General features: G+C 59.8%; 24 protein-coding genes. 8 read left to right on the top strand and 16 right to left on the bottom strand.

The window, feature by feature from the left end:
• Positions 1-18 precede the first annotated feature (18 nt).
• The 3 genes from phnC to AC007G_RS04145 form a co-directional block, all read right to left on the bottom strand.
• The gene (gene phnC / locus AC007G_RS04155) at positions 19-861 is read right to left on the bottom strand and encodes a phosphonate ABC transporter ATP-binding protein (RefSeq protein ID WP_032689391.1); all 843 of its coding nucleotides are present in this window, start codon (positions 859-861) and stop codon (positions 19-21) included.
• A 175-nt stretch (positions 862-1,036) separates the two neighbouring features.
• Positions 1,037-2,218: an amidohydrolase gene (locus tag AC007G_RS04150; protein ID WP_142630488.1), complete on the bottom strand. Its 1,182-nt coding sequence runs from the start codon at positions 2,216-2,218 to the stop codon at positions 1,037-1,039.
• 11 nt (positions 2,219-2,229) lie between these two features.
• Complete coding sequence (locus AC007G_RS04145; protein ID WP_032700716.1) at positions 2,230-3,423, bottom strand: MFS transporter; 1,194 nt, start codon at positions 3,421-3,423, stop codon at positions 2,230-2,232.
• 133 nt (positions 3,424-3,556) lie between these two features.
• Here AC007G_RS04145 and AC007G_RS04140 point away from each other — a divergent pair, with 133 nt between their 5' ends.
• Complete coding sequence (locus AC007G_RS04140; protein ID WP_032689327.1) at positions 3,557-4,465, top strand: LysR substrate-binding domain-containing protein; 909 nt, start codon at positions 3,557-3,559, stop codon at positions 4,463-4,465.
• On the opposite strand, the gene AC007G_RS04135 is transcribed toward AC007G_RS04140, so the two are convergent.
• The 4 genes from AC007G_RS04135 to AC007G_RS04120 are packed head-to-tail and all read right to left on the bottom strand — an operon-like array spanning position 4,425 to position 7,497.
• On the bottom strand, positions 4,425-5,129 hold the full coding sequence (locus AC007G_RS04135) for an amino acid ABC transporter permease (protein ID WP_032689326.1): 705 nt from the start codon (positions 5,127-5,129) through the stop codon (positions 4,425-4,427). The genes AC007G_RS04140 and AC007G_RS04135 overlap by 41 nt on opposite strands.
• Positions 5,119-5,871, bottom strand: a complete 753-nt coding sequence (locus AC007G_RS04130; RefSeq protein ID WP_142630484.1) for an amino acid ABC transporter permease — start codon at positions 5,869-5,871, stop codon at positions 5,119-5,121. The genes AC007G_RS04135 and AC007G_RS04130 overlap by 11 nt, the downstream gene beginning before the upstream one ends.
• Positions 5,868-6,686 (bottom strand): amino acid ABC transporter ATP-binding protein, encoded by an 819-nt coding sequence (locus tag AC007G_RS04125; protein WP_032696583.1) that lies wholly within the window; start codon positions 6,684-6,686, stop codon positions 5,868-5,870. The genes AC007G_RS04130 and AC007G_RS04125 overlap by 4 nt, the downstream gene beginning before the upstream one ends.
• A gap of 1 nt (position 6,687) precedes the next feature.
• Entirely contained in the window at positions 6,688-7,497 is an 810-nt protein-coding gene (locus AC007G_RS04120; protein WP_032696582.1) for an ABC transporter substrate-binding protein, read from the bottom strand.
• A 250-nt stretch (positions 7,498-7,747) separates the two neighbouring features.
• Here AC007G_RS04120 and AC007G_RS04115 point away from each other — a divergent pair, with 250 nt between their 5' ends.
• A complete protein-coding gene (locus AC007G_RS04115) occupies positions 7,748-7,924 on the top strand; it encodes a hypothetical protein (protein WP_015585065.1) in 177 nt (58 codons plus the stop codon).
• 106 nt (positions 7,925-8,030) lie between these two features.
• Here AC007G_RS04115 and eutC read toward each other — a convergent pair whose 3' ends face one another.
• Genes eutC through eat form a run of 3 tightly spaced genes read right to left on the bottom strand, consistent with a single transcriptional unit; the run spans position 8,031 to position 11,584 of the window.
• Entirely contained in the window at positions 8,031-8,810 is a 780-nt protein-coding gene (eutC, locus tag AC007G_RS04110) for an ethanolamine ammonia-lyase subunit EutC (RefSeq protein ID WP_032689318.1), read from the bottom strand.
• Positions 8,807-10,195 (bottom strand): ethanolamine ammonia-lyase subunit EutB, encoded by a 1,389-nt coding sequence (locus AC007G_RS04105; protein ID WP_032689317.1) that lies wholly within the window; start codon positions 10,193-10,195, stop codon positions 8,807-8,809. The genes eutC and AC007G_RS04105 overlap by 4 nt, the downstream gene beginning before the upstream one ends.
• A gap of 9 nt (positions 10,196-10,204) precedes the next feature.
• Positions 10,205-11,584: an ethanolamine permease gene (gene eat / locus AC007G_RS04100; protein WP_032689316.1), complete on the bottom strand. Its 1,380-nt coding sequence runs from the start codon at positions 11,582-11,584 to the stop codon at positions 10,205-10,207.
• Between the two features lie 223 nt (positions 11,585-11,807).
• Here eat and mmuP point away from each other — a divergent pair, with 223 nt between their 5' ends.
• Both mmuP and mmuM read left to right on the top strand, forming a co-directional pair.
• Positions 11,808-13,214 carry an S-methylmethionine permease gene (gene mmuP, locus AC007G_RS04095; protein WP_032689315.1) on the top strand — a complete coding sequence of 469 codons (1,407 nt, stop codon included), beginning with the start codon at positions 11,808-11,810 and terminating at the stop codon, positions 13,212-13,214.
• A complete protein-coding gene (mmuM, locus tag AC007G_RS04090; RefSeq protein ID WP_046853044.1) occupies positions 13,201-14,133 on the top strand; it encodes a homocysteine S-methyltransferase in 933 nt (310 codons plus the stop codon). The genes mmuP and mmuM overlap by 14 nt, the downstream gene beginning before the upstream one ends.
• A gap of 516 nt (positions 14,134-14,649) precedes the next feature.
• On the opposite strand, the gene fbpC is transcribed toward mmuM, so the two are convergent.
• From fbpC to AC007G_RS04060, 6 genes are all read right to left on the bottom strand, one after another.
• Positions 14,650-15,696: a ferric ABC transporter ATP-binding protein gene (fbpC, locus tag AC007G_RS04085; RefSeq protein WP_032696579.1), complete on the bottom strand. Its 1,047-nt coding sequence runs from the start codon at positions 15,694-15,696 to the stop codon at positions 14,650-14,652.
• Between the two features lie 11 nt (positions 15,697-15,707).
• Positions 15,708-17,786, bottom strand: a complete 2,079-nt coding sequence (locus tag AC007G_RS04080) for an ABC transporter permease (RefSeq protein WP_032696578.1) — start codon at positions 17,784-17,786, stop codon at positions 15,708-15,710.
• Between the two features lie 75 nt (positions 17,787-17,861).
• The gene (locus AC007G_RS04075) at positions 17,862-18,893 is read right to left on the bottom strand and encodes an ABC transporter substrate-binding protein (RefSeq protein WP_032696577.1); all 1,032 of its coding nucleotides are present in this window, start codon (positions 18,891-18,893) and stop codon (positions 17,862-17,864) included.
• Entirely contained in the window at positions 18,893-20,218 is a 1,326-nt protein-coding gene (gene uhpC, locus AC007G_RS04070) for an MFS transporter family glucose-6-phosphate receptor UhpC (RefSeq protein WP_255379241.1), read from the bottom strand. The genes AC007G_RS04075 and uhpC overlap by 1 nt, the downstream gene beginning before the upstream one ends.
• 254 nt (positions 20,219-20,472) lie before the next feature.
• On the bottom strand, positions 20,473-22,014 hold the full coding sequence (locus AC007G_RS04065; protein WP_032689309.1) for an MASE1 domain-containing sensor histidine kinase: 1,542 nt from the start codon (positions 22,012-22,014) through the stop codon (positions 20,473-20,475).
• On the bottom strand, positions 22,014-22,643 hold the full coding sequence (locus tag AC007G_RS04060) for a response regulator transcription factor (protein WP_032696630.1): 630 nt from the start codon (positions 22,641-22,643) through the stop codon (positions 22,014-22,016). Before AC007G_RS04060 ends, AC007G_RS04065 begins: the two co-directional genes overlap by 1 nt.
• Positions 22,644-22,943: 300 nt before the next feature.
• On the opposite strand from AC007G_RS04060, the gene tauA reads away from it, so the two are divergent.
• Genes tauA through tauD form a run of 4 tightly spaced genes read left to right on the top strand, consistent with a single transcriptional unit; the run spans position 22,944 to position 26,357 of the window.
• Positions 22,944-23,906 carry a taurine ABC transporter substrate-binding protein gene (tauA, locus tag AC007G_RS04055; protein WP_064384253.1) on the top strand — a complete coding sequence of 321 codons (963 nt, stop codon included), beginning with the start codon at positions 22,944-22,946 and terminating at the stop codon, positions 23,904-23,906.
• An 11-nt stretch (positions 23,907-23,917) separates the two neighbouring features.
• On the top strand, positions 23,918-24,685 hold the full coding sequence (gene tauB, locus AC007G_RS04050) for a taurine ABC transporter ATP-binding subunit (RefSeq protein WP_032689307.1): 768 nt from the start codon (positions 23,918-23,920) through the stop codon (positions 24,683-24,685).
• Positions 24,682-25,509: a taurine ABC transporter permease TauC gene (gene tauC, locus AC007G_RS04045; RefSeq protein WP_142630482.1), complete on the top strand. Its 828-nt coding sequence runs from the start codon at positions 24,682-24,684 to the stop codon at positions 25,507-25,509. The genes tauB and tauC overlap by 4 nt, the downstream gene beginning before the upstream one ends.
• Positions 25,506-26,357: a taurine dioxygenase gene (tauD, locus tag AC007G_RS04040; protein WP_032696575.1), complete on the top strand. Its 852-nt coding sequence runs from the start codon at positions 25,506-25,508 to the stop codon at positions 26,355-26,357. The genes tauC and tauD overlap by 4 nt, the downstream gene beginning before the upstream one ends.
• Positions 26,358-26,396: the final 39 nt, after the last annotated feature.

The following is a 26,396-nucleotide window of genomic DNA, read 5'->3' as shown; positions in this document are numbered from 1 at the left end:
TGTCCGTGTGAGTGGAAATTAATGCAATTGGCTAATTTCATCCCCGTACAGCTGATGCAGAATATCCTGAGTCAGCTGTAAGGGATGGTCGTCAAAAATAATGTTGCCCTTCGCTACGCCAATAACCCGCGTGCAATACTCTTTCACCAGTTCCACCGAGTGCAGGTTCACCATCACGCTGATGCCCTGTTCGCTGATTTCGCGCAGTACGTTCATGATGCGCTGTGTGTTTTTCGGATCGAGAGAGGCGACCGGCTCATCGGCCAGCAAAATACCGGGGTTCTGCATTAGCGCGCGACAAATCGCCACGCGCTGCATCTGCCCGCCGGAGAGATTTTCGGCCCGCTGCAGGGCATGCGGCAGCATATTCATCCACTCCAGCAGCGAGATGGCGCGCGCCCGGTCGGCGTCAGGGAAGATCTTAAACAGGGATTTCAGCGTTGAAGTCTGGCTCAGTCGGCCCAGCAGCACGTTGGTTAACACGTCAAGACGCGGCACCAGGCAGAAGTCCTGGAAAATCATGCCGCACTTGCTGCGCCAGGCGTTCAGCGCGCGGCCTTTTAGCTTCGCCACATCGTGCGGCATGCCCACTTCCGGGTAGCTGAGGATCTCACCACCGGTGGCGCTGTGGGTGCCGTTCAGCACATGCAGCAGGGTCGACTTACCGGCACCAGAACGGCCGATCACCCCCACCAGTTCGCCGGCATGGAGATCGAAACTGATGTTATCGAGTACGGTTTGCTGCGCACTGTAAGACTTATTCAGGTTGCGCACGCTTAAGACTTTCCGCTGCCGGGCGGTATTCGGCTGACCAAAATGCGGATAATCGGTGTCGGTTACCGCGGCAAGAGAACTATTCATAAGAGCGTCCAGATTCATCATTAAACTGGGCACTATTAATGGCGTTTTATGTGATCGTTAGATGACGGTAAGACGAAAAAACGGTGAATGGCGAGATTATTGCGCCGGCGATAGCGTGGGGGAAAAGCGGTGGAAGCCGCATCTGGCGCAGCGCGCCAGATGCGCAAAAAGCCCTTTATTCGTCATTCAGCAACGGGCTGACCAGCGCTATGTGGGTTTTGATACCGATGGCCAGGGCATCTTCGTCGATGCGGAAATGCGGATTATGCACGTTCCAGACGGCCCCTTTTTCCTTGTTACCGCAGCCGATAAACAGGAAGGTACCGGGAACCTTTTCCTGATAGGAGGAGAAGTCTTCGCTGCCAAACAGCGCTCGATCCTCCAGCTTCAGGGTCCCCGCCGGGAAGTGGCGTTCGATGGCGGCGCGGGCGATGGCGTTGGTGCTGTCGTGGTTGTGACCGACGACGTAACCCTGCTGCCAGCGAATGTCGCAGCTCGCGCCGTGGGCGGCGGCAATCCCGTCAATGATGCGCGACATCAGCTGCGGCACCGCTTCGCGGACCTGTTGGTTATGGGTACGCAGCGTGCCGGCCAGGCGGGCGCTGTCAGGGATGACGTTGTAGCTGTCACCGGCCTGGAAGGTGGCGATGGTCAATACCGGCGCCGTACCCGGATCGATATTGCGCGCTACGATCTGCTGCAATGCCCCGACCATTTCCGCACCGATGGTAACCGGGTCGATACAGTGCTGCGGCATTGAGCCATGACCGCCTTTGCCACGAATGGTGATATCGAAGTTGTCGCTGGAGGCGACGTAGACGCCTTCTTTCAGCGTCAGGGTGCCGACCGGGCTGGTGGGGAAGACGTGCAGACCGAAAATATGCTCCACGTCGTCGACCACCCCCAGCTCCACCAGCTCCCGCGCGCCGCCCGGCGGTACTTCTTCCGCCGGCTGGAAAATAAATTTAATGCTGCCGTGCAGGTTATCGCGCTGCTGGCACAGCACTTTTGCCGCCCCCATCAGCATCGCCGTATGGGCGTCGTGGCCGCAGGCGTGCATCACGCCAGGCACGGTGGAGCAGAAGCTTTCGCCGCTCTCCTCCTGCAGCGGCAGGGCATCAATGTCGGCGCGCAGCGCCCACGTCGGCCCCGGATGCGGGCCGCGTAGCACGGCAATCACGCTATTATCCAGCGGGCGGCTAATCTCCAGCCCGGCAAATGACGCCAGCTCGCGGGCGATGTAATCGGCGGTCGGCTTCTCCTGGAAAGAGAGGTCCGGGTGGGCGTGGATGTGGCGACGCCAGCGCAGCGCCTCTTCGGCGGCGGCGGAAATCAGCAGTTCGGTGGCGTGATTCATCAGATTCTCCTTCAATCAGCAACGGGCAGGCCGGCGACGGTTTTGCGTTTCATCAGCGGCAGCACCGCTAGCGCCGAGCAGACCATCGCCAGTGACAGAAACAGGAACGCGCTGGCATAGCTGTGGGTTTTCGCCACCAGATAGCCAATCACGATCGGCGAAACAAAGCCGCCAAGGGTGCCGCCGGTATTAATCAGGCCGATAGCCGAGCCCATGATGTTCTCCGGCAGCCGCTTCATCGGCAGGGTAAAAGCGGTAACGAACGTGGCCATTAAAAATATCTCGCCGACGAACAGCAGCAGGCTGGCGGTCAGCGCCGTCCCGGCATGAAAAATCGCGAAAATGGCGGCGGCGCTAAGCAGGGCGCTGACGGCGATCACCAGCGGTTCACGATGAAGAAAATATTTCCCCACCAGCCAGCCGGTTCCCAGCGATGAAACCCAGATCCCGAGACCGCCGGCGGCCACCACATAGCCTGAAGCTGACAGCGACATCCCCATGCTTTGGACGAAGAATTTCGGCAGCCACGCCATCAGGCCGTAGCTGGGAATGTTGACGCAGAATATAGAGATAAACAGCAGGATAACCGTCGGGTTACGCCACAGCGCGCCGCCGGCGGCTGCCTTCTTCGCCGCTGCGGGAGCCGGCGGGCGGCGCGGTACCCGCCAGGCAATAAGGGCGGCAGTGACGCAAACCAGCGCTCCGAGAGCGGCAAAGGAGCGGTGCCAGCCCAGCAGCGACAGGGCGTTCACCGCGATAATCGGCCCGATAGTCATCGCCAGCCCGGCCGAGGAGAGGAGAACTGACTGGGCGAAGGTGCGGTTTTCGACGCTGAAATTACTGACGACCGCTTTTGCGCATGAGCAGGGGTAGCCGGAATGGCCCACCCCTGAGAGAAAGCGAAACAGCAGCAGCAGACCGAAGCTGAGGCCCAGCGCGCCGAAGCAGAGGGCGAAAATCCCCAGCGCCGACAGCGACAGTACCAGCATCGTTTTATAGCCAATCCGGTCGTTCAACCAGCCCGCCGGGACCTGGAACAGGGAGTAGGCGAGGAAAAAGATACCGGTGATGTAGCCCAGCTGTTCGGCGTTGAGGCCAAATTCTTTTTCGATCGGCAGCAGCGCGAAGCCGGTGACGGTTTTATCGATATAAACGAAGACGTAGCCAATAAACAGCAAGAAGATCATTTGAGACTGACTTTTCATTTTTGTTTCCGCCTTTTGTCTCATGAGTGTGTTGTGTGTGCGGGAGACCCCATCCGCATCCTGGGGCTTTACTGCAACGGCGGGAAGATATAATTTTTCTATAGGTGATGCTTTTTTCTGATAGGGGCTGGCGGTGAAATATCTCCCAAAAGTGAGCCATCTGCAGGCGCTAAGGCAGGTGGCGCGCAGCGGCAGCATCCGTTCGGCGGCACGAGAACTGGGCCAGTCGCAGCCGGCGCTCAGCCGGACGTTGCGTGAGCTGGAGCAGACCCTCGGCACGCAACTTTTGCTGCGCAGCAAAGAGGGGATCACGCTCACCGAAGCGGGCAGCGCGTTTTCGCAGCGCGCGGAGTGGGTGCTGGAGGAGTTGCGCCGGGCGGCGGACGAGGTTGAACAAATTAATCAGGTGACCCACGGCCGCCTGACGATAGGCTTTTCATCGCTGATCGCGCTGACGGTGTTTCCGGCGGTGGCGGAGGGGTTTAAGCAGGCGTTGCCGCAGATGCTGCTGACGCTAAAAGAGGGGCAGCTCTCTTCCCTGTTGCCCGGGGTGCGCAGCGGCGAAATCGATCTGGCGATCGGTTCGGTGGACCCGATGCGGCCGCCGGAAGGGGTGATGATCGAGCCGCTGTTTACCGCGCCGTTCTGCGTGGTGGCGCGTAAAGGGCATCCGCTGGCGAATGAAAGCGATTTGATGGCCTTACGGCGGGCGAAATGGTTGCTGCCGGAGTCGCCGATGGGCTACTACCAGCAGCTGCAAAACGAGCTGATTCATTTTTATCGCCAGGTGGCGATCACCCCGCTGCGTACGGACTCGGTGATCACCGGCCTCAACATGGTGCTGGAATCGGATTATCTGACCATTGTCGCCCGGGCCATGAGTCACCCGCTCCAGCTCGGGGATAAGCTGGTGACCCTGCCGGTTTCCTCGCTGCCGGCGGCGCAGTATTGCGCCGTGTGGTCGCAGAAATCGGCATTGACCGCGAACGCGCAGCAGTTTCTTACCCGCCTGCGTAGCGCCTGTCAGCGTTACGCCTGGTAAAGCGGCGGTTTGCCAGCAGGCTCAGGCCGCAGCACAGCAGATAATAGACCGCGCCGGTGAAAACGAAAATCGCCAGCGGGTAGATCTGCACCCGGTTGTTCACCTGGCCGGCGACGGTGGTGAGCTCCGGCACGTTGACGATAAACGCCAGAGAGGTGTCTTTCAGCAGGTTGATAAAAATCCCCACCAGCGACGGCTGCACGTTGCGCAGCGCCTGCGGCAGCAGGATGAAACGCAGCGCTTGCCCGGCAGAAAATCCCTGGGTTCGCGCCGCTTCAAACTGCCCGGCGGACAATGACTGCAGCCCCGCCAGCACCGAATGCATCACCGAGGCGGCGGTAAACCACGCCAGCGCCAGGGTGACCGTCACCGCCCCCGGCAGGTCGCTCCCGGTGAGCATCGGCAGCAGATACCACAGCCAAAAAATGACGAAAATAAGCGGAATACCGCGAATCAGCTCCGCCCACAGGAACAGCAGTCGGCGCACCAGCCCGCCATAACGCCAGGCGGCGCCTGCCAGCAGAATGCCGAGAGGAAGCGCCAGCGCCGCGGCGCCGATCGCCATCATCAGGGTCAACGCCACGCCGCCGGGAATGCCATCCGCCAGCCGTCCCCACAGCAGGTAATCGAGGTTATCGGCGATCACCGCCAGATTAGCGTTCATGCTGCGCGCTCCTGTGCTGGGTTTTGCCCGGGCCAAGACGCGCCAGCGCCATCCCCATCACCACCCCAAGCGCCAGATACAGCACCGTGCCGACGGCGAAGGCCTCCAGCGCGTGGGCGTTATAGCTTTCGATTTGTCGTACCTGGTAGGTCAGTTCGGCAAAGCCGATGCCGCTGGCCAGCGACGAGAGCTTCATCAGGTTCAGATACTGGCCGATGATCGGTTGCCAGGCGTTCGCCAGCCCCTGCGGCAGCAGAATATGACGCAGTTCGCCCCATGGCGTAAAACCTTGCGCAAGAGCGGCTTCGCGCTGACCGTGGCTGACGGCGCGCAGCCCGGAGGCGATCTCTTCTACCAGAAACGCCGAGGTAAACACCCCCAGTCCCCACATCGAGCAGATAAACTCCGGGGTTAGCCACCAGACGTTACCCGGCAGAATGGACCACGCGTGGTCGGCATTGATGAAATCCCGCGCCGCCAGCGGCAGCAGGTTCCAGGCGGCGAAATACCAGAACAGCAGCTGTACCAGCAGCGGCGTATTGCGAAACAGCGAGACCCAGCAGGCCACCAGCCCGCGGCCCGCTTTACCGCCGCCTAAGCGCAGCGCCAGTAGCACAACGGCCAGCACGGTCGCCAGTATTATTCCGGCGACGCTGACCCACACAGTGGTCAGAAAGCCGGAGATGATCCACTGCAGCGGCTGCCCGCTCAGGACGCCGTGCCAGTCGAGAACCGGGTTCACTCGAGACTCTCCTGGTGCAGCGGATTGAGCACCTTTTGCAGAAAACGCCGCGTGCGGTCGTGCTGTGGCCGGGCGAAAAAGTCCGCCGGCGGCGCCACTTCGAGAATATCGCCGCCGTCGATAAACACCACCCGGTCGGCAATTTCGCGCGCGAACTGCATCTCATGCGTCACGACCACCATGGTAATGCCGCTGTGCGCCAGCTTCTTCATGACCAGCAACACTTCGCCGATCATTTCCGGATCGAGCGCCGAGGTGGGTTCATCGAAAAGAATAATTTGCGGCGACGAGGCGAGGGCGCGGGCAATGGCCACGCGCTGCTGCTGGCCGCCGGAGAGCTGGGACGGCATCTGGCGGGCTTTATCCTCCAGCCCGACCTGTTGCAGCAGCGCCAACGCGCGTTCATGCGCGGCGGTTTTTTCCCAGCCGTGCACGCGCTCCAGCGCCAGGGTGATATTTTCCTGCGCCGTCAGATGGGCATAGAGGTTGAACTGCTGGAAAACAAAACCCACGCGGCTGCGTAGCTGACGCAGCGCACTGTCCGTAAGATGGCGAGTGGGTTTGCCGTCGATCAGAATCTCGCCTGCGCTGAGGGATTCGAGCTGATTGATCAGGCGGATCAGCGTTGATTTCCCCGATCCTGACGGCCCGAGGATCGCCACTACTTCCCCGGGTTCGACCTGCAGATTGATGCCGTTGAGCACCTGATGGTCGCCGTAGCGTTTTGCCGCCTGGCGAAATTCTATACTGGCGCGCTGCAAATGCGAAAAATCCGCGGACGAAGCCGCGGAGCGTGAAAACAGACCCGATAACATATTATTTAGCTTCTATGGTAAACGCACGCGGCTGTGGAGTTTTGGTGGCAGGGCCAAACCAGACATCATAGATTTTGGCGGCCTGGCCCGATTTTTCCAGCTTGACCAGCTCGTCATTGACCGCTTTCAGCAGCGCCGGTTCGCCTTTCTTGACGCCAACGCCGATCTCCTCTTTGCTCAGCAAATCGGGGATGATTTTAAAGTTAGCTTTGTCCGGCGCCTCTGCCAGCAGGCCAGCGAGAATGGTGCTGTCCTGGGTGATGGCCTGGACGTTGCCGTTACGCAGGGCGGTCAGCGCCAGCGGAATATCGTCATAGGAGAGCACGCGCGACTGCGGGAAACGCTGATGCAGCGCCTGTTCGCCGGTAGTGCCTTTGACCGCGCCGATCCGCGCTTTGCTGTAGCTGTCGAGCTGGTCCGCTGATTTTGCCGGGACGAGGAACTGCTGGCCGGTGACAAAATACGGTGTAGAAAAATCAATGACCTGTGCGCGTTCCGGGGTGATGGTGATATCGGCGACGATCAGGTCGGCCTTCCCGGATTGCAGCAGCGGAATCCGGTTGGCCGGATTGGTGGCTACCAGCTCCAGTTTTACCCCAAGCGATTTTGCCAGCGCCTGGGCGAAATCGACATCATAACCCACCAGCTGGTGGGTTTTCGGGTCGACGGAACCAAACGGCGGGTTGGCGTCGAAGGTGGCGACTTTCACCACGCCGGCGGCTTTGATATCCGCCAGCTGGTCTGCCTGAGCCTGTGCGGTCAGCGCCAGAATGCCCAGCGCCAGCGCGATTTTCGTTTTTGCAATGCGCATGATTATTTCCCCTGAATCCCTGTTTTTGTTTTGTGCTTATCACGCTCCCACAAACCGACCGTCTCCGGCAAAGAAGAAAAAGTTCTTATCTATATCAAAAAAGAACTTAGAGAATGCATGGGTATTCCCCGACGTGACCGGCGGGGCGATATGCGCCTTCCGGGATTGAAAACCCGGAATTGATATTTCCAGGCTTGCGCCATCTGTGGTTGAAATACGGTCAGGCAAATCGCTTCCCGACGGAGGAAAAATGAAAGTAGCACTATGGCAACGATTAACGCGCTGGCTGGCTTTTTTATCTAACGGTGAAGCCGGGCAGCAGGATACCCAACGAATGATGGAGGCAATATTGCCAGTCGCCAGCCTTTACGGCGTGGATATCGGCAATGTTGAAACACGGTGGTTCCGTCATGATAAGACATACTGAGCGACGCTGGACGCGTGAAGCCTACTGGAACGAGGTGTGCTTTGTGTAGCGCGAGGCTGCTGGAGGTTGCGGCGAGCGGGATGCCATGCCGCAGCCTCCAGCGGCTTTAAATCTGTTGCATCCCCAGCGGTTTTACCCTGCCATGCAGCGCCGGGTTATCGCTCTCATCCTTAAGACGTACGCCGGTCAGACGACGTAAAAAAGCCTGCTCCAGCAGCCACGCCAGCTTAAAGGCGGCGGCATCATAGCTCAGCCCGTCCGGGCGAATATTCGAAATACAGTTACGCTCCGACTCCAGCCGTTGACGATGCGGTTGCCAGGTCAGATAGACGCCAAGGCTATCCGGTGAAGAGAGCCCCGGCCGCTCGCCGATTAATATCGCCACCGCCCTGGCCTTCAGCGTTTCGCCAATATCATCCCCTAACGCCACTCGGGACTGATGGGCAAGCACGACCGGCGCAAGGCTGATGCCCAGCGTGTGCAGATAGGGCAGCAGCGCGCGAATCAGCGGCAGAGCCTGACGATGCACGGCATACGAGGAGAGCCCGTCGCCAATCACCAGCAGCAGGTCCGCCGGCCGCACGCCGCTGGCGGCGAGATCGGCGCGGCTGGCCTCATCCAGTCGGCGCCCGAGATCCGGACGGTTAAGGTAAATATGCCGATCGCCGGCGGCGCTGTGGACCGTGAGCGAGGAGAGCCCCATTGCCGCCAGCTCCGGTTCCAGCTGTTCGCTGTCAAACGGCCGGTGAATCGCGTCCCGGGCTCTGGCATGAGCCAGACCAAAGTTGAGTACTTCGCGCGTGGGCAGGCTGGCGCCGCTGCGCCCCAGCGCAATGCGCGCATCGGTAAATTCACGCAGCGGGTTCCAGGCGTCGGGGGGATTCATACCGGTTCTCCTTGCGGCAGGACGGACAGCAGCGGATGGCGGGCATCGGTCAAACGCAGGGTGCCATCCGGATCGATAATGCGCATTTTTGTCAGCCAGGCGGCAAACTCGGGGGCGTGTTTCAGGCCAAGCAGACGACGGGCGTACAGCGCATCGTGAAAGGAGGTGCTCTGATAGTTGAGCATAATATCGTCCGCGCCCGGCACGCCGATTAAGAAAGTCAGTCCGGCGGTACACAGCAGGGTCAGCAGCGTATCCATATCATCCTGATCCGCTTCGGCGTGGTTGGTGTAGCAGACGTCGCAGCCGATCGGCAGCCCCATCAGCTTGCCGCAGAAGTGATCCTCCAGACCGGCGCGGATGATCTGCTTACCGTCGTAGAGATACTCCGGGCCGATAAAACCGACCACCGTATTGACCAGCAGCGGATCAAAATGGCGGGCAACGGCATAGGCGCGCGCTTCGCAGGTCTGCTGATCGACGCCGTGATGGGCGTTGGCGGAAAGCGCGCTGCCCTGGCCGGTCTCGAAATACATCACGTTGTTGCCGAGGGTGCCGCGATTAAGGCTTAGCGCCGCCTCACGCGCTTCCTGCAGTAAGGCCAGATTAATACCAAAACCGCTGTTGGCCGCCTCGGTCCCTGCCACCGACTGGAACACCAGATCGACCGGCGCGCCGCGCTCAATCAGCTGCAGGGTGTTGGTGACGTGGGTCAGAATGCAGGACTGGGTGGGGATGGCGAAGCGCTGAATAATATCGTCGAGCATATGGTTGAGCTGCGCCAGCACCGGCAGACTGTCGCTTGCCGGGTTAATGCCGATCACCGCATCGCCCGCGCCGTACAGCAGGCCGTCAAGCATACTGGCAGCAATGCCCTTCATGTCATCCGTCGGGTGATTAGGCTGCAGGCGCACGCTAAGATGTCCCGGTAGCCCGATCGTATTGCGAAAACGAGTTATGACCTGGCACTTGCTGGCGGCGAGGATCAGATCCTGATTGCGCATCAGTTTGCTCACTGCCGCCGCCATTTCCGGCGTTATCGCCCGCGCGACTCGTTGTAGGGTGGCGGTATCGGTGGCGTCATCCAGCAGCCAGTCGCGAAAATCCCCGACCGTCAGGTGGCGAATAGCGGCGAATCCACCGCTATCGTGGGTGTCGATAATCAGCCGGGTGACCTCATCCTGTTCATAGGGGATGAGAGGATTGGCCAGAATTTCGCTCAGCGGGACATCCGCCAGCGCGATTTTTGCCGCCATACGCTCCTCGGCGCTATCGGCGATCACGCCCGCCAGCGCATCGCCGGATCGCGCCGGCGACGCTTTCGCCATCAGCGTTTTCAGACTATCAAAGCGCCAGACCTGGCCCGATAGCGTGGTTTTATACATGCCGCCTCCTCAGGAGACAATGCGCAGCTGTGGGTCCGCCGGCGCGCGTTCGCGGGAGGAGGCGGTTTTGCGAAACCACAGATAGCCTCCCAGCATCATCGCTGCGAAAATCAGCGCCAGCAGCGGGTTGTACCAGACCATCGCCACCAGACAGAGTACCGCCATCGCCAGGGCGAACGCCGGTGCCCACGGGTAGAGCGGCGCGCGGAACGGACGAATCAAATTTGGCTCGCTGCGGCGCAGCTTAAACAGCGCCGCCATCGAGGTGATATACATAACAATAGCGCCAAATACCGACATGGTGACGATACAGGCGGTCAGCGGCATCCCGCTGATGGTAATCAGCGAGTCGGAGAAAATCGCGGCCACGCCAACCACGCCGCCGGCGAGGATCGCCAGATGCGGCGTGCGGGTTCGACGGTTGAGGGTGGCAAGACCGGCAGGGAGATAGCCCGCCCGCGCCAGCGAGTAGATCTGCCGGGAATAGCCCATGATGATGCCGTGAAACGAGGCCACCAGACCGAACAGACCCAGCCACACCAGCATATGCAGCCAGCCGCTGCTGGTGCCGACCACCATTTTCATCGCCTGCGGCAGCGGGTCGTTGATGTTGGCCAGGGTGCGCCAGTCGCCAACGCCGCCGGCAAACACCATCACGCCAATGGCCAGCACGGTGAGGGTCAGAATACCGCCGCCCAGCGCGCGTGGGATGGTACGCTGCGGGTCTTTTGCCTCTTCGGCCGCCATCGATGCGCCTTCAATGGCCAGAAAGAACCAGATAGCAAAGGGAATCGCGGCAAACATGCCCGGCAGCGCCAGGCCGCTGAAACTCTCTGCGCCTGCCCAGCCGTTGGCGGTAAAGTGGCTCCATGAGAAGCCCGGCGCCACCACGCCCATAAACACCAGCAGTTCGAAAATCGCCAGCAGGGTGACGATCAGTTCGAAGGTGGCGGCAATGCCGACGCCGAGGATGTTCAGCGTCATAAAGATAACGTAGGCGCCGCAGGCGACCCATTTGGGGTCCAGCGCCGGGAACTGGACGTTAAGATAGGCGCCGATCGCCATAGCAATCGCCGGAGGGGCAAAGACAAACTCAATCAGGGTGGCGAAACCGGCAATAAAGCCACCGGTCGGACCGAATGCGCGGTAGGCGTAAGCGAATGGCCCGCCCGCATGCGGAATGGCGGTGGTCAGCTCGGTAAAGCTAAAGATAAAGGCGCAGTACATGGCGGCAATCGCCAGCGCCACAATCATAAAGCCCAGGGTCCCGGCCTGTGACCAGCCGTAGCTCCAGCCAAAATATTCACCGGAGATGACCAGCCCGACGGCGATCCCCCATAAACGGAAACTGCCGAGCGTTCTTTTTAATGTCGTGGTGTGCCCTGTCATATTCGCTGCCTCGCCAGATGAAGATACGCAGGACGCTGCAAAGAAGATGCCAGGACAGGGCTGGCGTCAGCGCTTCACCCGGCGGCACAGGATGAACAAAAATGGGGCAAGAGGCGGGGCAATCGCGCGACGGGATGGTGCAGCACGCTTTGCTTTTTCGCCATCGGCAGGGTATAACAGACCTTCTTTGGATGTTTAGATGTCCATACGTTTAGAAGGTAATATGCAAACAACACAACAACAAGGTGGGCAGTTAAAGCGCACCATGAAGACACGCCATCTGATTATGCTGTCGCTGGGTGGCGTCATTGGCACAGGGTTATTTTTTAATACCGGTTATATCATCTCCACCACCGGCGCCGCGGGTACGCTGCTGGCCTATCTGATTGGCGCGCTGGTGGTCTGGCTGGTGATGCAGTGTCTGGGCGAGCTGTCGGTAGCGATGCCGGAAACCGGCGCTTTTCACGTTTATGCCGCACGCTATCTCGGTCCGGCGACCGGTTATACCGTGGCGTGGCTCTACTGGCTGACCTGGACGGTGGCGCTGGGTTCAAGTTTTACCGCCGCCGGGTTTTGCATGCAGTACTGGTTTCCGCAGGTGCCGGTGTGGATCTGGTGCGTACTGTTTTGCGCGCTGATCTTTGGCCTTAACGTCATCTCCACACGCTTCTTCGCCGAAGGTGAATTCTGGTTTTCGCTGGTGAAAGTCGTCACCATCATTGCCTTTATTATTCTTGGCGGTGCCGCCATCTTTGGCTTTATTCCTATGCAGGATGGTTCACCGGCGCCGGGTCTGCACAACATCACCGCCGAAGGTTGGTTCCCCCACGGTGGATTGCCGATTCTGATGACCATGGTGGCGGTGAATTTCGCCTTCTCCGGTACTGAGCTTATCGGGATTGCCGCCGGTGAGACGCAAAATCCGCATCAGGTCATCCCGGTCGCTATCCGCACGACCATCGCGCGACTGATTATCTTTTTTATCGGCACCGTTTTTGTGCTGGCGGCGCTGATCCCGATGCAGCAGGCGGGGGTGGAAAAAAGCCCGTTTGTGCTGGTGTTCGAAAAGGTGGGGATCCCCTATGCGGCGGATATTTTTAACTTTGTGATCCTCACGGCCATTCTCTCGGCGGCGAACTCCGGGCTGTATGCTTCCGGGCGGATGCTGTGGTCGCTGTCGAATGAAAAGACGCTACCGGCCTGTTTTGCCAAAGTGAACAACAACGGCGTGCCGCTGATCGCCCTGTCGGTCAGTATGCTGGGCGGCGTACTGGCGCTGTTTTCCAGCGTGGTGGCGCCGGATACGGTCTTTGTCGCGCTGTCGGCTATCTCCGGCTTTGCGGTGGTGGCGGTCTGGCTAAGCATCTGCGCATCGCACTTTATGTTCCGTCGCCGCCACCTCCAGCAGGGGAAAGCGCTGAGCGAACTGCACTATCGCGCTCCGTGGTACCCGCTGGTGCCGGTGCTGGGCTTTATTTTGTGTCTGGTGGCCTGCGTTGGTCTTGCCTTTGACCCCAGCCAGAGAATTGCGCTGTGGTGCGGGATTCCGTTCGTCGCCCTGTGTTATGGTGCGTACTATCTGACTCGTTCACGGGCATTGACCCAGGAGCCTCAACATGTCGCAGAATAATCCGTTAACCGCCATCCTGGACACCCGGCCCTTTATCTTGCTGGACGGCGCGATGGCGACGGAGCTGGAAGCGCGCGGCTGCAATCTCGCCGACAGCCTGTGGTCGGCGAAAGTGCTGGTCGACAACCCGGAACTTATCCGCGAAGTCCATCTGGATTACTTTCGCGCCGGCGCGCAGGTCGCTATTACCGCCAGCTATCAGGCTACCCCGGCGGGGTTTGCCGCCCGCGGGCTGGATGAAGCGCAGTCGAAGGCGCTGATCGGTAAAAGCGTTGAACTGGCGCGGAAGGCGCGGGAAGCGTATCTGGCGGAGAACCCGCAGGCGGGCACGCTGCTGGTTGCCGGTTCGGTCGGGCCGTACGGCGCGTTCCTGGCGGACGGTTCGGAGTATCGTGGCGATTATGTCCGGAGCCGCGAAGAGTTTCAGGCGTTCCACCGCCCGCGGGTGGAAGCGCTGCTCGACGCCGGGGCCGATCTGCTGGCCTGCGAAACCATGCCCAACTTTACCGAGATTAAGGCGCTGGTGGAGCTGTTGAGTACCTATCCTCGTGCGCGGGCGTGGTTCTCGTTTACCCTGCGCGATGCGCAGCATCTCAGCGACGGAACCCCGCTGCGGGAAGTGATTTCCATACTGGCGAACTACCCGCAGATTGTGGCGCTGGGAATTAACTGTATCGCGCTGGAAGACACCACCGCCGCGCTGGAGCATCTGCATAGCCTGACGGCGCTGCCGCTGGTGGTTTACCCTAACTCCGGTGAGCATTATGACCCGGTGACCAAAACCTGGCATCACCATGGTGAAGCCTGCGCCACCCTGGCGGGTTACTTGCCGCAGTGGCAGGCCGCAGGGGCGAAGCTGATTGGCGGCTGCTGCCGGACGACGCCGAAGGATATTGCGGAGTTGAACGCGCAGCGCTGAGTGGCTGCCGGGTGGCGCTGCGCTTACCCGGCCTACAAGGTATCCGACCTCCAGGTGCGGGGGCGCTGCGCTTACCCAGCCTACAAGGTATCCGACCTCCAGGCACGGTGGTGCTGTGCTTACCCGACCTGCAAGGTACACGAACCGTAGGCCGGGTAAGGCGTAAGCCGCCACCCGGCATCAGTTACGCCGCATCGGCCAGCACAAGCATCCGCTACAGGTGGATTTCAAGGTTATCGGGTTGCAAAACCTTGGGCCGGGGGCGCTGTGCTTACCCAGCCTGCAAGGTACACGAGCCGTAGTACACGAACCGTAGGCCGGGTAAGGCGTAAGCCGCCACCCGGCATCAGTTACGCCGCATCGGCCAGCACAAGCATCCGCTACGGGTGGATTTCAAGGTAATCGGGTTGCAAAACCTTGGGCCGGGGGCGCTGCGCTTACCCGGCCTACAAGGTACACGAGCCGTAGTACACGAACCGTAGGCCGGGTAAGGCGTAAGCCGCCACCCGGCGTCAGTTACGCCGCATCGGCTAATACAAACATCCCGTATGGGTGGATTTCGAGGTAATACTGCTCGCCGACATCCGGCTGTAGCCGCGTCGCATTCACCTGCAGCAAGATTTCCTGCCCGTGCCACTCCACCGTCACCTCATACTGCGGCCCCATATAGGCCACGTGGCGGATGGTACAGCGCTGGCTCTCCTCGCCGCGATCGCTCAGGGTAATCGCCTCCGGACGTACGCCGACGCTGCCTTCGCCCTCGGCGGCGAAATGCAGCGGTCTCGGCAGCCGATAGCCATAAATATCGACAAAATCCTCGCTGAAGGCGGCCGGGAACAGGTTGGCGTCGCCCATAAAGCTCGCCATAAAGCGCGACGCGGGCTGGCGGTAAAGATCCTGCGGCGAGCCGATCTGCATGATATGGCCCTTGTTCATCACCAGCACGGTATCGGAAACCGCAAAGGCTTCGCTCTGATCGTGGGTCACGTACAGCGAGGTGATATCAAACTGCTTTTGCAGCTCGCGGATCTTATCGCGCATGCTGCGCCTGAGGTTGGCGTCGAGGTTGCTCAGCGGTTCGTCAAACAGCAGCACCTTCGGCTTGAGGATCAGGGCGCGCGCCAGCGCCACGCGCTGCTGCTGACCGCCGGAGATCTGATCGACATAGCGGTCTTCAAATCCTTCCAGATCCACCATCGCCAGGGCCTCTTTCACCCGCGCTTTCACGTCGCTGCGCGACACGCCAAGCATCTTCAGACCGTAGCCGACGTTATCCCCCAGCGACATGTGCGGAAACAGGGCGTAAGACTGAAACACCATGCAGATGTCGCGCTGCTGAATCGAGCGATGGGTAACGTCCTCGCCATCAATGAAAATCTGCCCTTCGCTCGGTTTTTCCAGCCCGGCCACCAGGCGCAGAATGGTCGTTTTGCCGCAGCCGGAAGGGCCGAGCAGCGTCACCATTTGCCCCTGCGGAATGGTGAGATTGATATTGTCGATAACCCTGTTGCTGCCGAATTGCTTGGTGACATTGCGCAGCTCAACAAAATTTTTCTGACTCATAGTGCGCTCCATTATGCCTGGTTTTTGGCTTTTGACCGGGAGATACGCGCTTCCCCGATCAGCCAGTCAAAGATGAAAATAATCGCCAGCATCACTACGATCAGAATCGAACCGTAGGCGATCGCCACGCCGTATTCGCCGTCTTCCACCCGGTTGAGGATATAGGCGGTCGCGACGCGGGTGTCCGGGGTCACGAGGAACACAATGGCGCTGACGGTGGTAATGGCGCGCACAAAGCTGTAGATCAGCGCCGAGAGGATCGCCGGGCGCAGCAGCGGCAGCAGAATATGCGTAATGGTGCGTAGGCTTCCGGCGCGCAGGCTGAGCGAGGCTTCATCCAGCGATTTGTCGATCTGGCCTAAACCGGCAATGCCTGCCCGAATGCCAACCGGCACGTTACGCATCACCATCGACATAATCACAATCGCCGCCGTTCCGGTGAGGTACACCGGCGCGCTGTTAAAGGCGAGAATATAGGAGACGCCCGCCACGGTGCCCGGCACCGCGAAGCACAGCATGGTGGTGAACTCGATGGTCTTTTTACCTTTAAACTGCTGGCGCACCACAACCCAGGCGATCAGCAGGCCGAAAGCGGCGGTAATCGGCGCGGCGATCCCGGCGTACAGCAGGGTGTCGAGCAGCGAAGGCCACGCCCCGTCGCTCATTCCCTGGCCGAACAACTTGATAAAATTATCCAGCGTCAGGGTGTAGTCCACGCCCCAGTTGACGGTAAAGCTGCCGTAGAAAATGCTGCCGTAGAGCAGGGCGTTGAAGGCTACCCACACCGCCAGAATGGCGATCACGCTCCACACCAGGGTCACCGGCAGCGGCTGCACGTCGCCGCGATAGGACTTACCGGAGACCGTGACGTAGGAGCGCTTGCCGATCCACATATACTGAATACAGAACACCAGCAGGGAGAACAGCAGCAGGAACGCGCCCAGCGTGCTCGCCGCCTGATAATCGAGCTGCGAACCGGTGATGTAGAAGTAGATCTGCGTTGCCAGCACGTCGAAGTTGCCGCCGAGCACCAGCGGGTTGCTGAAGTCGGCCAGCGACTGGACGATGACGATTAAAAACGCGTTCGCCAGCGCCGGTTTCAGCAGCGGGACGAAGACGCCGTTAAAGGTCTGCCAGCGGCTGGCGCGCAGGGTGTACGACGCCTCCTCCAGCGACGGATGGATAGTCTTAATCGCCCCGTCGAGGATCATAAACGCCATGGGAGTGAAGGCCAGCACCTGCGCCAGCCAGATGCCGGTAAACCCGTACAGCCAGTTGGTGTTGGTTAAGCCGAACCACTCCACCATAAACTCGGTGACATAGCCGGAACGGCCCATCATCAGGGTTACGCCGAGGCCGACGACGAACGGCGGGGTGACGATGGGCAGAATCGAGAAGATACGACCAATAACGGCGCTGCGCCTGGCGATGCGGGTGGTGTAAATCGCCAGTACCAGACCGAAGAAAGTGCAACCGATGCCTACCGCAATCGACAGGGCGATGGAGTTGAGGATCACCTGGACAATATGCGCCTGCGACAGCACGGTCATAAACGCCAGCGGGGCAAACTCGCCGGCGTCGTTGGTGAACATCGGGATGAAAATAGCGATGCTCGGCCAGACGATAAAGACGCCAATTAACGCCACGATGGTGACCAGCGAACCAATCACAAAGCGGTCGCCGCCCAGCCATTCAAGGCGGGTGAGCGCCAGCGTCATGATGGCGCCCAGCGCGGCAAACAGCACGATGGTGGCGTAGCCTAACCCACGACCTTCAACGGTGGCGCTGATGACGATAAACGCCATGCATAATAACGCCCAGCCCGCGTCGAGGTAGTGGCGGCTGCGCTGCTCCCGCGCGGCTTCCTGCCAGGGACGAATCAGCAGCAGGCTCGGCAACAGATACCAGAGCCAGCTGATATTGAACTGTGACCAGCCGTAGGCCGCGAGGATTTCATCGCTCGTGGACTCCAGCAGACCGTAATCCAGGCTCCAGCTCGGCAGCAGGGCGAACGCCAGCCAGCCGAATAAAACCCAAAGGAATATCGCATCCCGTTTTTTCACGGGATGGAGTGCAAGTGTGTGTGACATAGCGGTTCCGGTGTTGAGGAAGTTGAAGGCCGGGTCAGGCGAAGCCGCCGCCCGGCATTAACCGCAAGAGTGGGCTTATTTGCCCATCTTCACTTCGCTGACCCATTTATTGATCAGCGCTTTACGCACGTCCGTTGAGCCGTATTTATCCATGTCGTAGTTGATGAGCTTCAGGTCGTCGAGCTTCAGCGAGTTCGGCGAGGTTTCGGCGGTGGTGTTGGTCAGGATCTGATAAGACTTGCCTTTTTTCCACGCCAGCTCCTGGGCCTCTTTCGACAGCACCCAGTCGACAAACAGTTTGGCGTTGTCGAGGTTGCGCGCGCCCTTCAGAATGCTGACGCCGCCAATTTCATAGCCGGTGCCTTCGCAAGGCGAGATCAGCTCCAGCGGTGCGCCCTGTTCTTTTTCCAGCGAGTAGTCGTGCAGGAAGCCGATGCCAATGGCCGTTTCACCGCGGGCGGCGTTACGCGCCGGGGCGATACCGGATTTGGTGTACTGAGAGACGTTGGCGTTGAGCTGTTTCAGGTAATCAAAGGCCTGATCTTCTCCCCACAGCTGGGCGAAGGTCGCCAGCGCGGTATAGGCGGTGCCGGAGCTTTGCGGGTCGGCGATCTGGATTTCGCCTTTGTATTCCGGTTTGGTCAGATCCTTCCAGCATTTTGGCACCGGCAGATTTTTCTCTTTCAGGCGCTGGGTATTGACGCCGAAGCCGAGGATGCCGACGTACACCGCCGAAGAGTAGTTGCCTTTCAGCTTCGCCGGATCGCGGAACTGCTCCATCACCTGCGTAAGATTCGGCGACTTATAGGGTTGCAGCAGGCCCATTTCACCGGCCTGGGACTGCGGATCGAGGGTACCGCCGTACCAGACATCGGCCTGCGGGTTTTTCTTCTCGGCATCGACCTTCGCCAGCGTGCTGCCGGAACCGTTGCGAATAAACGAGGTTTTGACATCATATTTGTCGCCGAAGGCTTTGGTTTCGGCTTCACACATTTCGTTGGTGGCGCTGCAATAGACCACCAGTCGACCTTTGGCGTGCGCCGCGCCGCTTAGCGTCGCCAGCGCAATGCCGGAAGCAATCAGGGTAGTGACCAGCGTTTTTTTCATTATTTTATCCTTTGAGCAGCAGAGGTAGTCATGCTCGCCATCAGCAGCGGCATCAGTAATAAACCCATCAGTACCGCGGCGACCGAAAGCAAACTGAACATGCCCGGCCAGCCGTAGCGTTCAATGACCAGCGACAGAGGCCAGCCCGCCAGCGCTGCCCCCAGATAGGCGAACAGGCCGAGAAAACCCGTAATCGAACCCGCCGCCGCTTTGTGTCCGCACTCCACCGCGGCGAGGCCAATCAACATTTGCGGGCCAAAAACGAAGAAGCCCACCGTAAAGAAACAGACCGCCAGCAGCGCGTAGTGATGCACCGGGGCCAGCCAGAGGGCGGCGACGGAGACCATCAGTCCCAGCGTGAACAGCAAAATCATCGGCGCCCGCTGGCCGCTGAACAGCAGATCCGAGCCCCAACCGGCGAACAGCGCGCCAAGCAGTCCGCCCGCTTCAAACAACATGACCGTGGCATTGGCGCTGAGCAAATTGACGCCGTGGCTCTCCGTCAGCCAGATGTTGCCCCAGTCGTTGAGCGCAATGCGGATCAGGTAGACCAGCACGTAAGAGACGCCCAGCAGCCAGATCATTGAGTTCTGCAACATCGTGGTACGCAACATCTGCCATAGCCCCATCGGCGGGCTTTGCTGCTCCTGGCGCAGCTCCAGCGGATCCTGACGCCAGGCGCCAACTGACGGCAGTCCCTCTTCCTGAGGCGTCCCTTTCAGCTGCAGCGTTAACCAGATCCCCAACGCCATGCTGATAATCCCCGGTGTCAGCATCGCCGACTGCCAGCCCCACCAGTGGGCGGCAAAGGCGCTAATCAGAGGGATAATCGCCCCACCGATATTGATCGACATATTCCAGCACCCCCACCAGAAACCGCGTTCGTTGCGCGAATACCAGTGGGTCAGCAGGCGGGCGCAGGGGGGCCAGCCCCAGCCCTGGAAAAATCCGTTCAGCGACCAGACCGCCAGCAGCAGCGTCAGCGACTCGCCAAAGGCGAAGACCACGTTCAGCAGGCCGGTAGTGAACAGGCCAACGCCCATAAACCAGCGCTGCCCGTGGCAGTCGTGCCACAGCCCGGCGGTAAACTTCGACAGGCCATAGGTCAGGTAAAACAGCGACCCCAGCAGGCCGATATCGCCTTTATCCAGCCCCAGATCCGTTTGCAGCGCTGGCAGCACGTAGTTGACGCTTTTGCGCGTCAGGTAAAACGCGGCATAGCCGATCACCATGTACATCAGCAGCTGTGGACGCAGCGTCCGGTAATGTTGGTTGATGTCAGTTGCTGAGCGTGCGTACATAGCCGTCTCCGTTTTGCTGACTATATAATCGTCATACTTCAAGTTGCATGTGCGTTAGCTGCACTTACTCACCCCAGTCACTTACTTATGTAAGCTCCTGGGGATTAATGAGAAACTCCTGCCTCTCACCGGAGGCCAGCCTTCGGCTGGTCAAATTCGTTCCCGACGAATTTGTTGCTCACTTGCTACCTTCCTGCAACTCGAATTATTTAGGTTATAGAGAAGTGAACTTGAAAAGGGATGAGAGAAAGTCCGGAGTGGCTAAGACTTTTTCCTGGTTAGCAGGCCGTTTGTTGCAAATTTGTGGGCAGGTTAACAATTACCCACGTTCCGCGCTGCGATTCCAGCGTCAGCTCGCCGCCCAGGGCGCTGACCCGCTCGCGCATGCCCTGAATACCGAATCCGGTAATTTTGTCCGGGCTGATACCGATACCGTTATCCTTCACTTCCAGGCGCAGCCACTCTCCCTGCTGAAACAGGGTAATGGCGACCTCGCTGGCATCGGCGTGTTTACAGACGTTATTGAGCAACTCCTGCAGCAACCGATAGAGGGTAAAACGCACCGTTTCGCTCGCCGGGGTGGCGGTAAGCTGATAGTCAAAATGGCAGCGGATACCGCGCTCGGCAAAGGCAAACTCATTGAGCAGATGGTGTAGCGCCTCTTTAAACGACAGTTCGTCCAGTGCCGGGGGGCGCAGCTGGCGCAGCAGCTGGCGGGTGGAGTGGTGTATACGCCGCGCGAGCTCGTTAATCTGGCTGGCGGCGGCCTGGGTTTGCGCCGGATCGCGCGCCCGTTTCACCAGCTGCGACTGGATCTGAATAGCGGTGATGTTCTGGCCGATTTCGTCGTGCAGTTCGCGCGCCAGGCTTTTGCGGGTGTCTTCTTCGGTGTGGATCAGCTTTTCGGTCAGCGCCCGTCGCGCCGCCAGCTCCGTTTCCAGCCGCTGGCGATAGTGATGCAGGTTTTGCGCCAGGTGCTGCTGGCGGCTGATGGCAATGCCCAGCCCGATGCCGAGCAGCGCCTGAGTCGCCAGAAAAATTTCCAGCTCCACCAGATTGCTGAATCCGACGCCAACCTGGCGGGCGATGGTGATCATCATGCTGCCCAGCAGGCCGGAGAGGACGCCGCCCTGCCAGCCGAACTTCCACGCCATGACCACGTTGGGCAGAAACACCATAATTAACAGCAGGCGCTCGATTTCCGGCGACAGCACCATCTGGGTGCCGATGCCGATAATAAAGAACAGGCTGCACCAGATGATTAACGAAGTGCGCAAGGGCGGATTGTTGGTATCCAGCCCCAGCAGGTGGTAGCGGTGCTGCTGGCGCAGGAATTCAAAAATCAGATAGACAAACGGCGTCAGCAGCACGCCGCCGGTAAACGAGGCCAGGCCGAGCATCATCGCCGGACTTTTGACAAACGACGAGAGCAGGGCAGTGTTGAGTAATGCGCTGGCGGTCACCGTGGCCAGCAGCAGCGTCAGCCGCTGCCAGTAGAGGGGAAAACGATGCCAGCACTGTTGGGCGAGAGCGGCAGGGAGCAGGCTAATCAACGGCGCGGCCAGCAGAATATAGCCGTTCAGCAGCTGTTCGCTGCGCAGCCAGAGCAGTATCAGCAGCGGGGGGATCACCAGCGCGGGCCAGTAACGGCGCGAAAGCAGGATCAGCAGCGCCAGATAGACGCCGTGCGGCAGGAACAGCGCCGCCTGCTGGCCGTTATGGGTCAGATAAAAGCCGAGCGTCCACAGCATCAGCCAGCCGCTTCCCCAGGCCAGCACAATGAACAGCGAAATGACCCCGTGGCGAAGGCTGCGCGACATTAATGCCCTGCCAGCAGCTGGTGGTCGAGAGCGAAGTGCACCAGTTCGATCGTGCTTTGGCAGTGCAATTTGCCCAGCACGTTGGCGCGATGGACATGCACCGTTTTGTGGCTGAGATCGAGTTTGAAGGCAATTTCTTTTACGCTATCGCCTTTGACCAGTAAATCAAACACTTCACGTTCACGCGGGGTGAGTCCTTCCAGCACCCTCGCCGGTTGTTCCCCGCCGCGCAGCGCCCGCAGCGCATCGGCGCACAGGTAGTGTCCGCCCATGCCGACAGAGCGGACCGCCTGAACTAACTCTTCCGGGCCGCAGCGCTTGGTCAGATAGCCGCTGGCGCCTGCATCGAGCGCGCTCTGTACAAAAGTCGGGGTGTCATAAATGCTGAGAATAATGGCGCGAAACTGCGGTTTTTGCGTGCGCAGGCGCTTGAGCAGACTCAGCCCGTTTTCATCCGGCATAGCGATATCCATGACCGCCACGTTGACGTCGTCGCGTAATAACGCCGGCCAGGCTTCCGCCGCGCTGCTGAACTGGCCAACGATGTCGAGATCCTCTTCGAGACTGAGTAGCTGCGCAAAACCGGAACGCACCACCACATGGTCATCGACCAGCACTACACGAATCATGTTCATACTCTCTTAGCGAATCATGATCGTATGATGCCTGCCGCCGCTGCGCTGGCAATCACCGGGGTGCGGATATGTAACGAATGTAACGAAATCTTAATAATTTGCCGGGTGCTATAGACCGGATAAGGCGCTTGCGCCGTCATCCGGCTGGGAAGGCTATCCGTAATGAGTGAAATAGCTAACCATTGCCGTTTTTTTTCTAAAAACGCTTTGTTCTTAGCAAGAATTTTTAATTACTTCATCAAATGCATCGCGCCGGAAATACTGCACCCATAACAACAACGGGAAGCAGACACTATGGCACTATCATCGCGTATCACACTTATTACCGCACTGGCACTGGCGGCATTCCAGGCCCAGGCGGTCAACGTCACCGTGGCGTATCAGACTTCCGCAGAGCCGGCGAAAGTCGCCCAGGCGGACAACACCTTTGCCAAAGCGAGCGGCGCAACCGTTGACTGGCGAAAATTCGATAGTGGCTCGAGCATCGTGCGGGCGCTGGCTTCCGGCGATGTACAAATCGGCAACCTCGGTTCCAGCCCGCTGGCGGTTGCCGCCACGCAGCAGGTGCCGATTGAAGTGTTCCTGCTGGCGTCAAAGCTCGGAAACTCTGAAGCGCTGGTAGTGAAGAAGAGCATCAGCAAACCGCAGGACCTGATCGGTAAACGCATTGCGGTACCGTTTATCTCCACAACCCATTACAGCCTGCTGTCGGCGCTCAAACACTGGGGCATTAAGCCGGGCCAGGTGCAGATTATCAACCTGCAGCCGCCGGCGATTATTGCCGCCTGGCAGCGCGGAGACATTGACGGCGCCTACGTCTGGGCTCCGGCGGTGAACGAACTGGAAAAAGAGGGCAAAGTGCTGACCGACTCATCCCAGGTGGGGGAGTGGGGCGCGCCGACGCTGGATGTCTGGGTGGTACGCAAAGATTTTGCCGAGAAACACCCTGAGATTGTGAAAGCCTTTGCCAAAAGCGCGATCGATGCCCAGCAACCGTACATTGCCAACCCGGATGCGTGGCTGAAGCAGGCGGATAATATCAGCAAGCTGTCGCGCCTGAGCGGCGTGCCGGATGCCGATGTTCCGGGGCTGGTAAAAGGCAATACCTATCTGACCGCCGTCCAGCAGGCTCAGGAGCTGAATGGTCCGGTGAATAAAGCGATCGTCGACACCGCCAGGTTCCTCAAAGAGCAGGGTAAAGTCCCGACGGCCGGCACCGACTACAGCCAGTACGTAACCGACCGTTTTGTGAAGTAAAGGAGGCCACGATGCTGCAAATCTCGCATCTTTCCGCCGACTACGGCGGTAAACCGGCGCTGGCGGATATCAACCTGACGCTGGACAGCGGCGAACTGCTGGTGGTCCTGGGGCCCTCCGGCTGCGGTAAAACCACGCTGCTGAACCTGATTGCCGGATTCGTGCCTTATCAGCACGGCAGCATCACCCTCGAAGGCCAGCGGGTAGAAGGGCCGGGCGCCGAGCGCGGCGTGGTCTTTCAGCATGAAGGGCTGCTGCCCTGGCGCAACGTACAGGATAACGTCGCGCTGGGACTCCAGCTGGCGGGTGTGGATAAAGCCGCGCGCCGGGAAACCGCGGCGCGGATGCTGAAGAAAGTGGGACTCGAAGGGGCGGAAAAGCGCTTTATCTGGCAGCTCTCCGGCGGCCAGCGCCAGCGGGTCGGCATTGCCAGAGCGCTGGCGGCAAACCCGCAGCTACTGTTGCTGGACGAGCCGTTTGGCGCGCTGGATGCCTTCACCCGCGAGCAGATGCAAACCCTGCTGCTTAACCTGTGGCACGAGACCGGCAAGCAGGTACTGCTGATTACGCATGACATTGAAGAGGCCGTATTTATGGCCACCGAACTGGTGCTGCTATCGCCGGGGCCGGGCCGGGTGCTGGAGCGGCTGCCGCTGAATTTTGGTCGCCGCTTTATCGCCGGCGAGTCCTGCCGCAGCATTAAATCTGACCCGCAGTTTATCGCACAGCGTGAATATGTCCTGAGCCGGGTATTTGAACAACGGGAGGCCTTCTCATGAGCGTGGTGATTAATGACAAACCACAGCCGCGGACGCTGAAGTGGCGCTGGCCGCTCTCCCGCCAGCTGACGCTGAGTTTCGTCACGCTGGCGGTGCTGCTGGTTGTCTGGTGGGGCGTGACGGCCCTGCAGCTGATTAGCCCGCTGTTTCTTCCGCCGCCGCAGCAGGTATTACAGAAACTGATCGCCATTGCCGGTCCGCAGGGCTTTATGGATGCCACGCTCTGGCAACATCTGGCGGCGAGCCTGACGCGGATCGCGATCGCCCTGGTCGCGGCGACGATCCTTGGCGTGCCGGTCGGGATCGCTATGGGCCTGAGCCCGACGATCCGCGGGATTCTCGATCCGCTGATCGAACTGTATCGACCGGTGCCGCCGCTGGCCTGGTTGCCGCTGGTGATCATTTGGTTCGGCATTGGCGAAACGCCAAAAATATTGCTGATTTATCTCGCGATTTTTGCGCCAGTGGTGATGTCGACGCTGGCAGGAGTGAAAAGCGCCCAGCAGGTACGGATTCGCGCCGCGCAGGTATTAGGCGCCAGCCGGGCGCAGGTGCTGTGGCTGGTGATTTTGCCCGGCGCATTACCGGAAATTCTCACCGGCCTGCGTATCGGGCTCGGGGTGGGCTGGTCAACGCTGGTGGCCGCTGAACTGATTGCCGCCACCCGCGGATTAGGTTTTATGGTGCAGTCCGCCGGTGAGTTTCTCGCCACCGATGTGGTGCTGGCCGGCATCGCGGTGATTGCGATCATCGCCTTTTTACTGGAACTGGGGCTGCGCGCGTTGCAGCGGCGCCTGACGCCCTGGCATGGAGAAGTACAATGAGCGAACGTTTAAGCATTACCCCGCTGGGCCCCTATATTGGCGCGCAGGTTTCCGGCGTCGATATTACCCGCCCGCTGAGCGACAACCAGTTTGAGCAGCTGTATCACGCGGTGCTGCGCCATCAGGTGGTGTTCCTGCGCGAGCAGAACATCACCCCCGAGCAGCAGCGGGATCTTGCCCTGCGCTTTGGCGACCTGCATATTCATCCGGTTTATCCCCATGCGCCGGGCGTTGATGAGATTATCGTTCTCGATACCCACGACGATAATCCGCCGGATAACGATAACTGGCACACCGATGTTACCTTTATTGCGACGCCGCCTGCCGGGGCGATCCTCGCGGCAAAAGAGCTGCCTTCAACCGGCGGCGATACTCTGTGGACCAGCGGCATTGCGGCGTATGAGGCGCTCTCTGAGCCTTTGCGCCAGCTGTTAAGCGGCCTGCGCGCGGAGCATGATTTCCGTAAATCGTTCCAGGAGTATAAATATCGCAAAAGCGAAGAGGAGCATCAGCGCTGGCTGGAGGCGGTCGCCAAAAATCCGCCGCTGCTACACCCGGTGGTGCGTACCCATCCGGTGACCGGCAAACAGGCGCTGTTTGTCAATGAGGGGTTCACCACCCGCATTGTCGACGTGACGGAAAAAGAGAGCGAGGCGCTGCTCGGCTTCCTGTTCGCCCACGTCACGAAGCCGGAGTTTCAGGTACGCTGGCGCTGGCAGCCGAACGACGTGGCGATTTGGGATAACCGCGTCACCCAGCACTACGCCAACGCCGATTACCTGCCGCAGCGGCGCATTATGCATCGGGCGACGATTCTCGGGGATAAGCCCTATTATCGGGCAGGATAATCAACATTAGCTTGTAGCCCGGCTAAGACGCAGCGCGCC

It is taken from the genome of Klebsiella sp. CSG-1, from assembly GCF_056521145.1.
Note: the sequence above shows the minus strand (reverse complement) of the source record. Positions and strands in the feature narration are given on the sequence as shown.

Bases quoted from the DNA above. Each gene is read 5' to 3' on its own strand.
- phnC (WP_032689391.1), bottom strand. From the start codon at position 861: ATGAATAGTTCTCTTGCCGCGGTAACCGACACCGATTATCCGCATTTT.
- AC007G_RS04150 (WP_142630488.1), bottom strand. From the start codon at position 2,218: ATGAATCACGCCACCGAACTGCTGATTTCCGCCGCCGCCGAAGAGGCG.
- AC007G_RS04145 (WP_032700716.1), bottom strand. From the start codon at position 3,423: ATGAAAAGTCAGTCTCAAATGATCTTCTTGCTGTTTATTGGCTACGTC.
- AC007G_RS04135 (WP_032689326.1), bottom strand. From the start codon at position 5,129: ATGAACGCTAATCTGGCGGTGATCGCCGATAACCTCGATTACCTGCTG.
- AC007G_RS04125 (WP_032696583.1), bottom strand. From the start codon at position 6,686: ATGTTATCGGGTCTGTTTTCACGCTCCGCGGCTTCGTCCGCGGATTTT.
- AC007G_RS04120 (WP_032696582.1), bottom strand. From the start codon at position 7,497: ATGCGCATTGCAAAAACGAAAATCGCGCTGGCGCTGGGCATTCTGGCG.
- AC007G_RS04115 (WP_015585065.1), top strand. From the start codon at position 7,748: ATGAAAGTAGCACTATGGCAACGATTAACGCGCTGGCTGGCTTTTTTA.
- eutC (WP_032689318.1), bottom strand. From the start codon at position 8,810: ATGAATCCCCCCGACGCCTGGAACCCGCTGCGTGAATTTACCGATGCG.
- AC007G_RS04105 (WP_032689317.1), bottom strand. From the start codon at position 10,195: ATGTATAAAACCACGCTATCGGGCCAGGTCTGGCGCTTTGATAGTCTG.
- eat (WP_032689316.1), bottom strand. From the start codon at position 11,584: ATGACAGGGCACACCACGACATTAAAAAGAACGCTCGGCAGTTTCCGT.
- mmuP (WP_032689315.1), top strand. From the start codon at position 11,808: ATGCAAACAACACAACAACAAGGTGGGCAGTTAAAGCGCACCATGAAG.
- mmuM (WP_046853044.1), top strand. From the start codon at position 13,201: ATGTCGCAGAATAATCCGTTAACCGCCATCCTGGACACCCGGCCCTTT.
- fbpC (WP_032696579.1), bottom strand. From the start codon at position 15,696: ATGAGTCAGAAAAATTTTGTTGAGCTGCGCAATGTCACCAAGCAATTC.
- AC007G_RS04080 (WP_032696578.1), bottom strand. From the start codon at position 17,786: ATGTCACACACACTTGCACTCCATCCCGTGAAAAAACGGGATGCGATA.
- AC007G_RS04075 (WP_032696577.1), bottom strand. From the start codon at position 18,893: ATGAAAAAAACGCTGGTCACTACCCTGATTGCTTCCGGCATTGCGCTG.
- AC007G_RS04065 (WP_032689309.1), bottom strand. From the start codon at position 22,014: ATGTCGCGCAGCCTTCGCCACGGGGTCATTTCGCTGTTCATTGTGCTG.
- AC007G_RS04060 (WP_032696630.1), bottom strand. From the start codon at position 22,643: ATGATTCGTGTAGTGCTGGTCGATGACCATGTGGTGGTGCGTTCCGGT.
- tauA (WP_064384253.1), top strand. From the start codon at position 22,944: ATGGCACTATCATCGCGTATCACACTTATTACCGCACTGGCACTGGCG.
- tauB (WP_032689307.1), top strand. From the start codon at position 23,918: ATGCTGCAAATCTCGCATCTTTCCGCCGACTACGGCGGTAAACCGGCG.
- tauC (WP_142630482.1), top strand. From the start codon at position 24,682: ATGAGCGTGGTGATTAATGACAAACCACAGCCGCGGACGCTGAAGTGG.
- tauD (WP_032696575.1), top strand. From the start codon at position 25,506: ATGAGCGAACGTTTAAGCATTACCCCGCTGGGCCCCTATATTGGCGCG.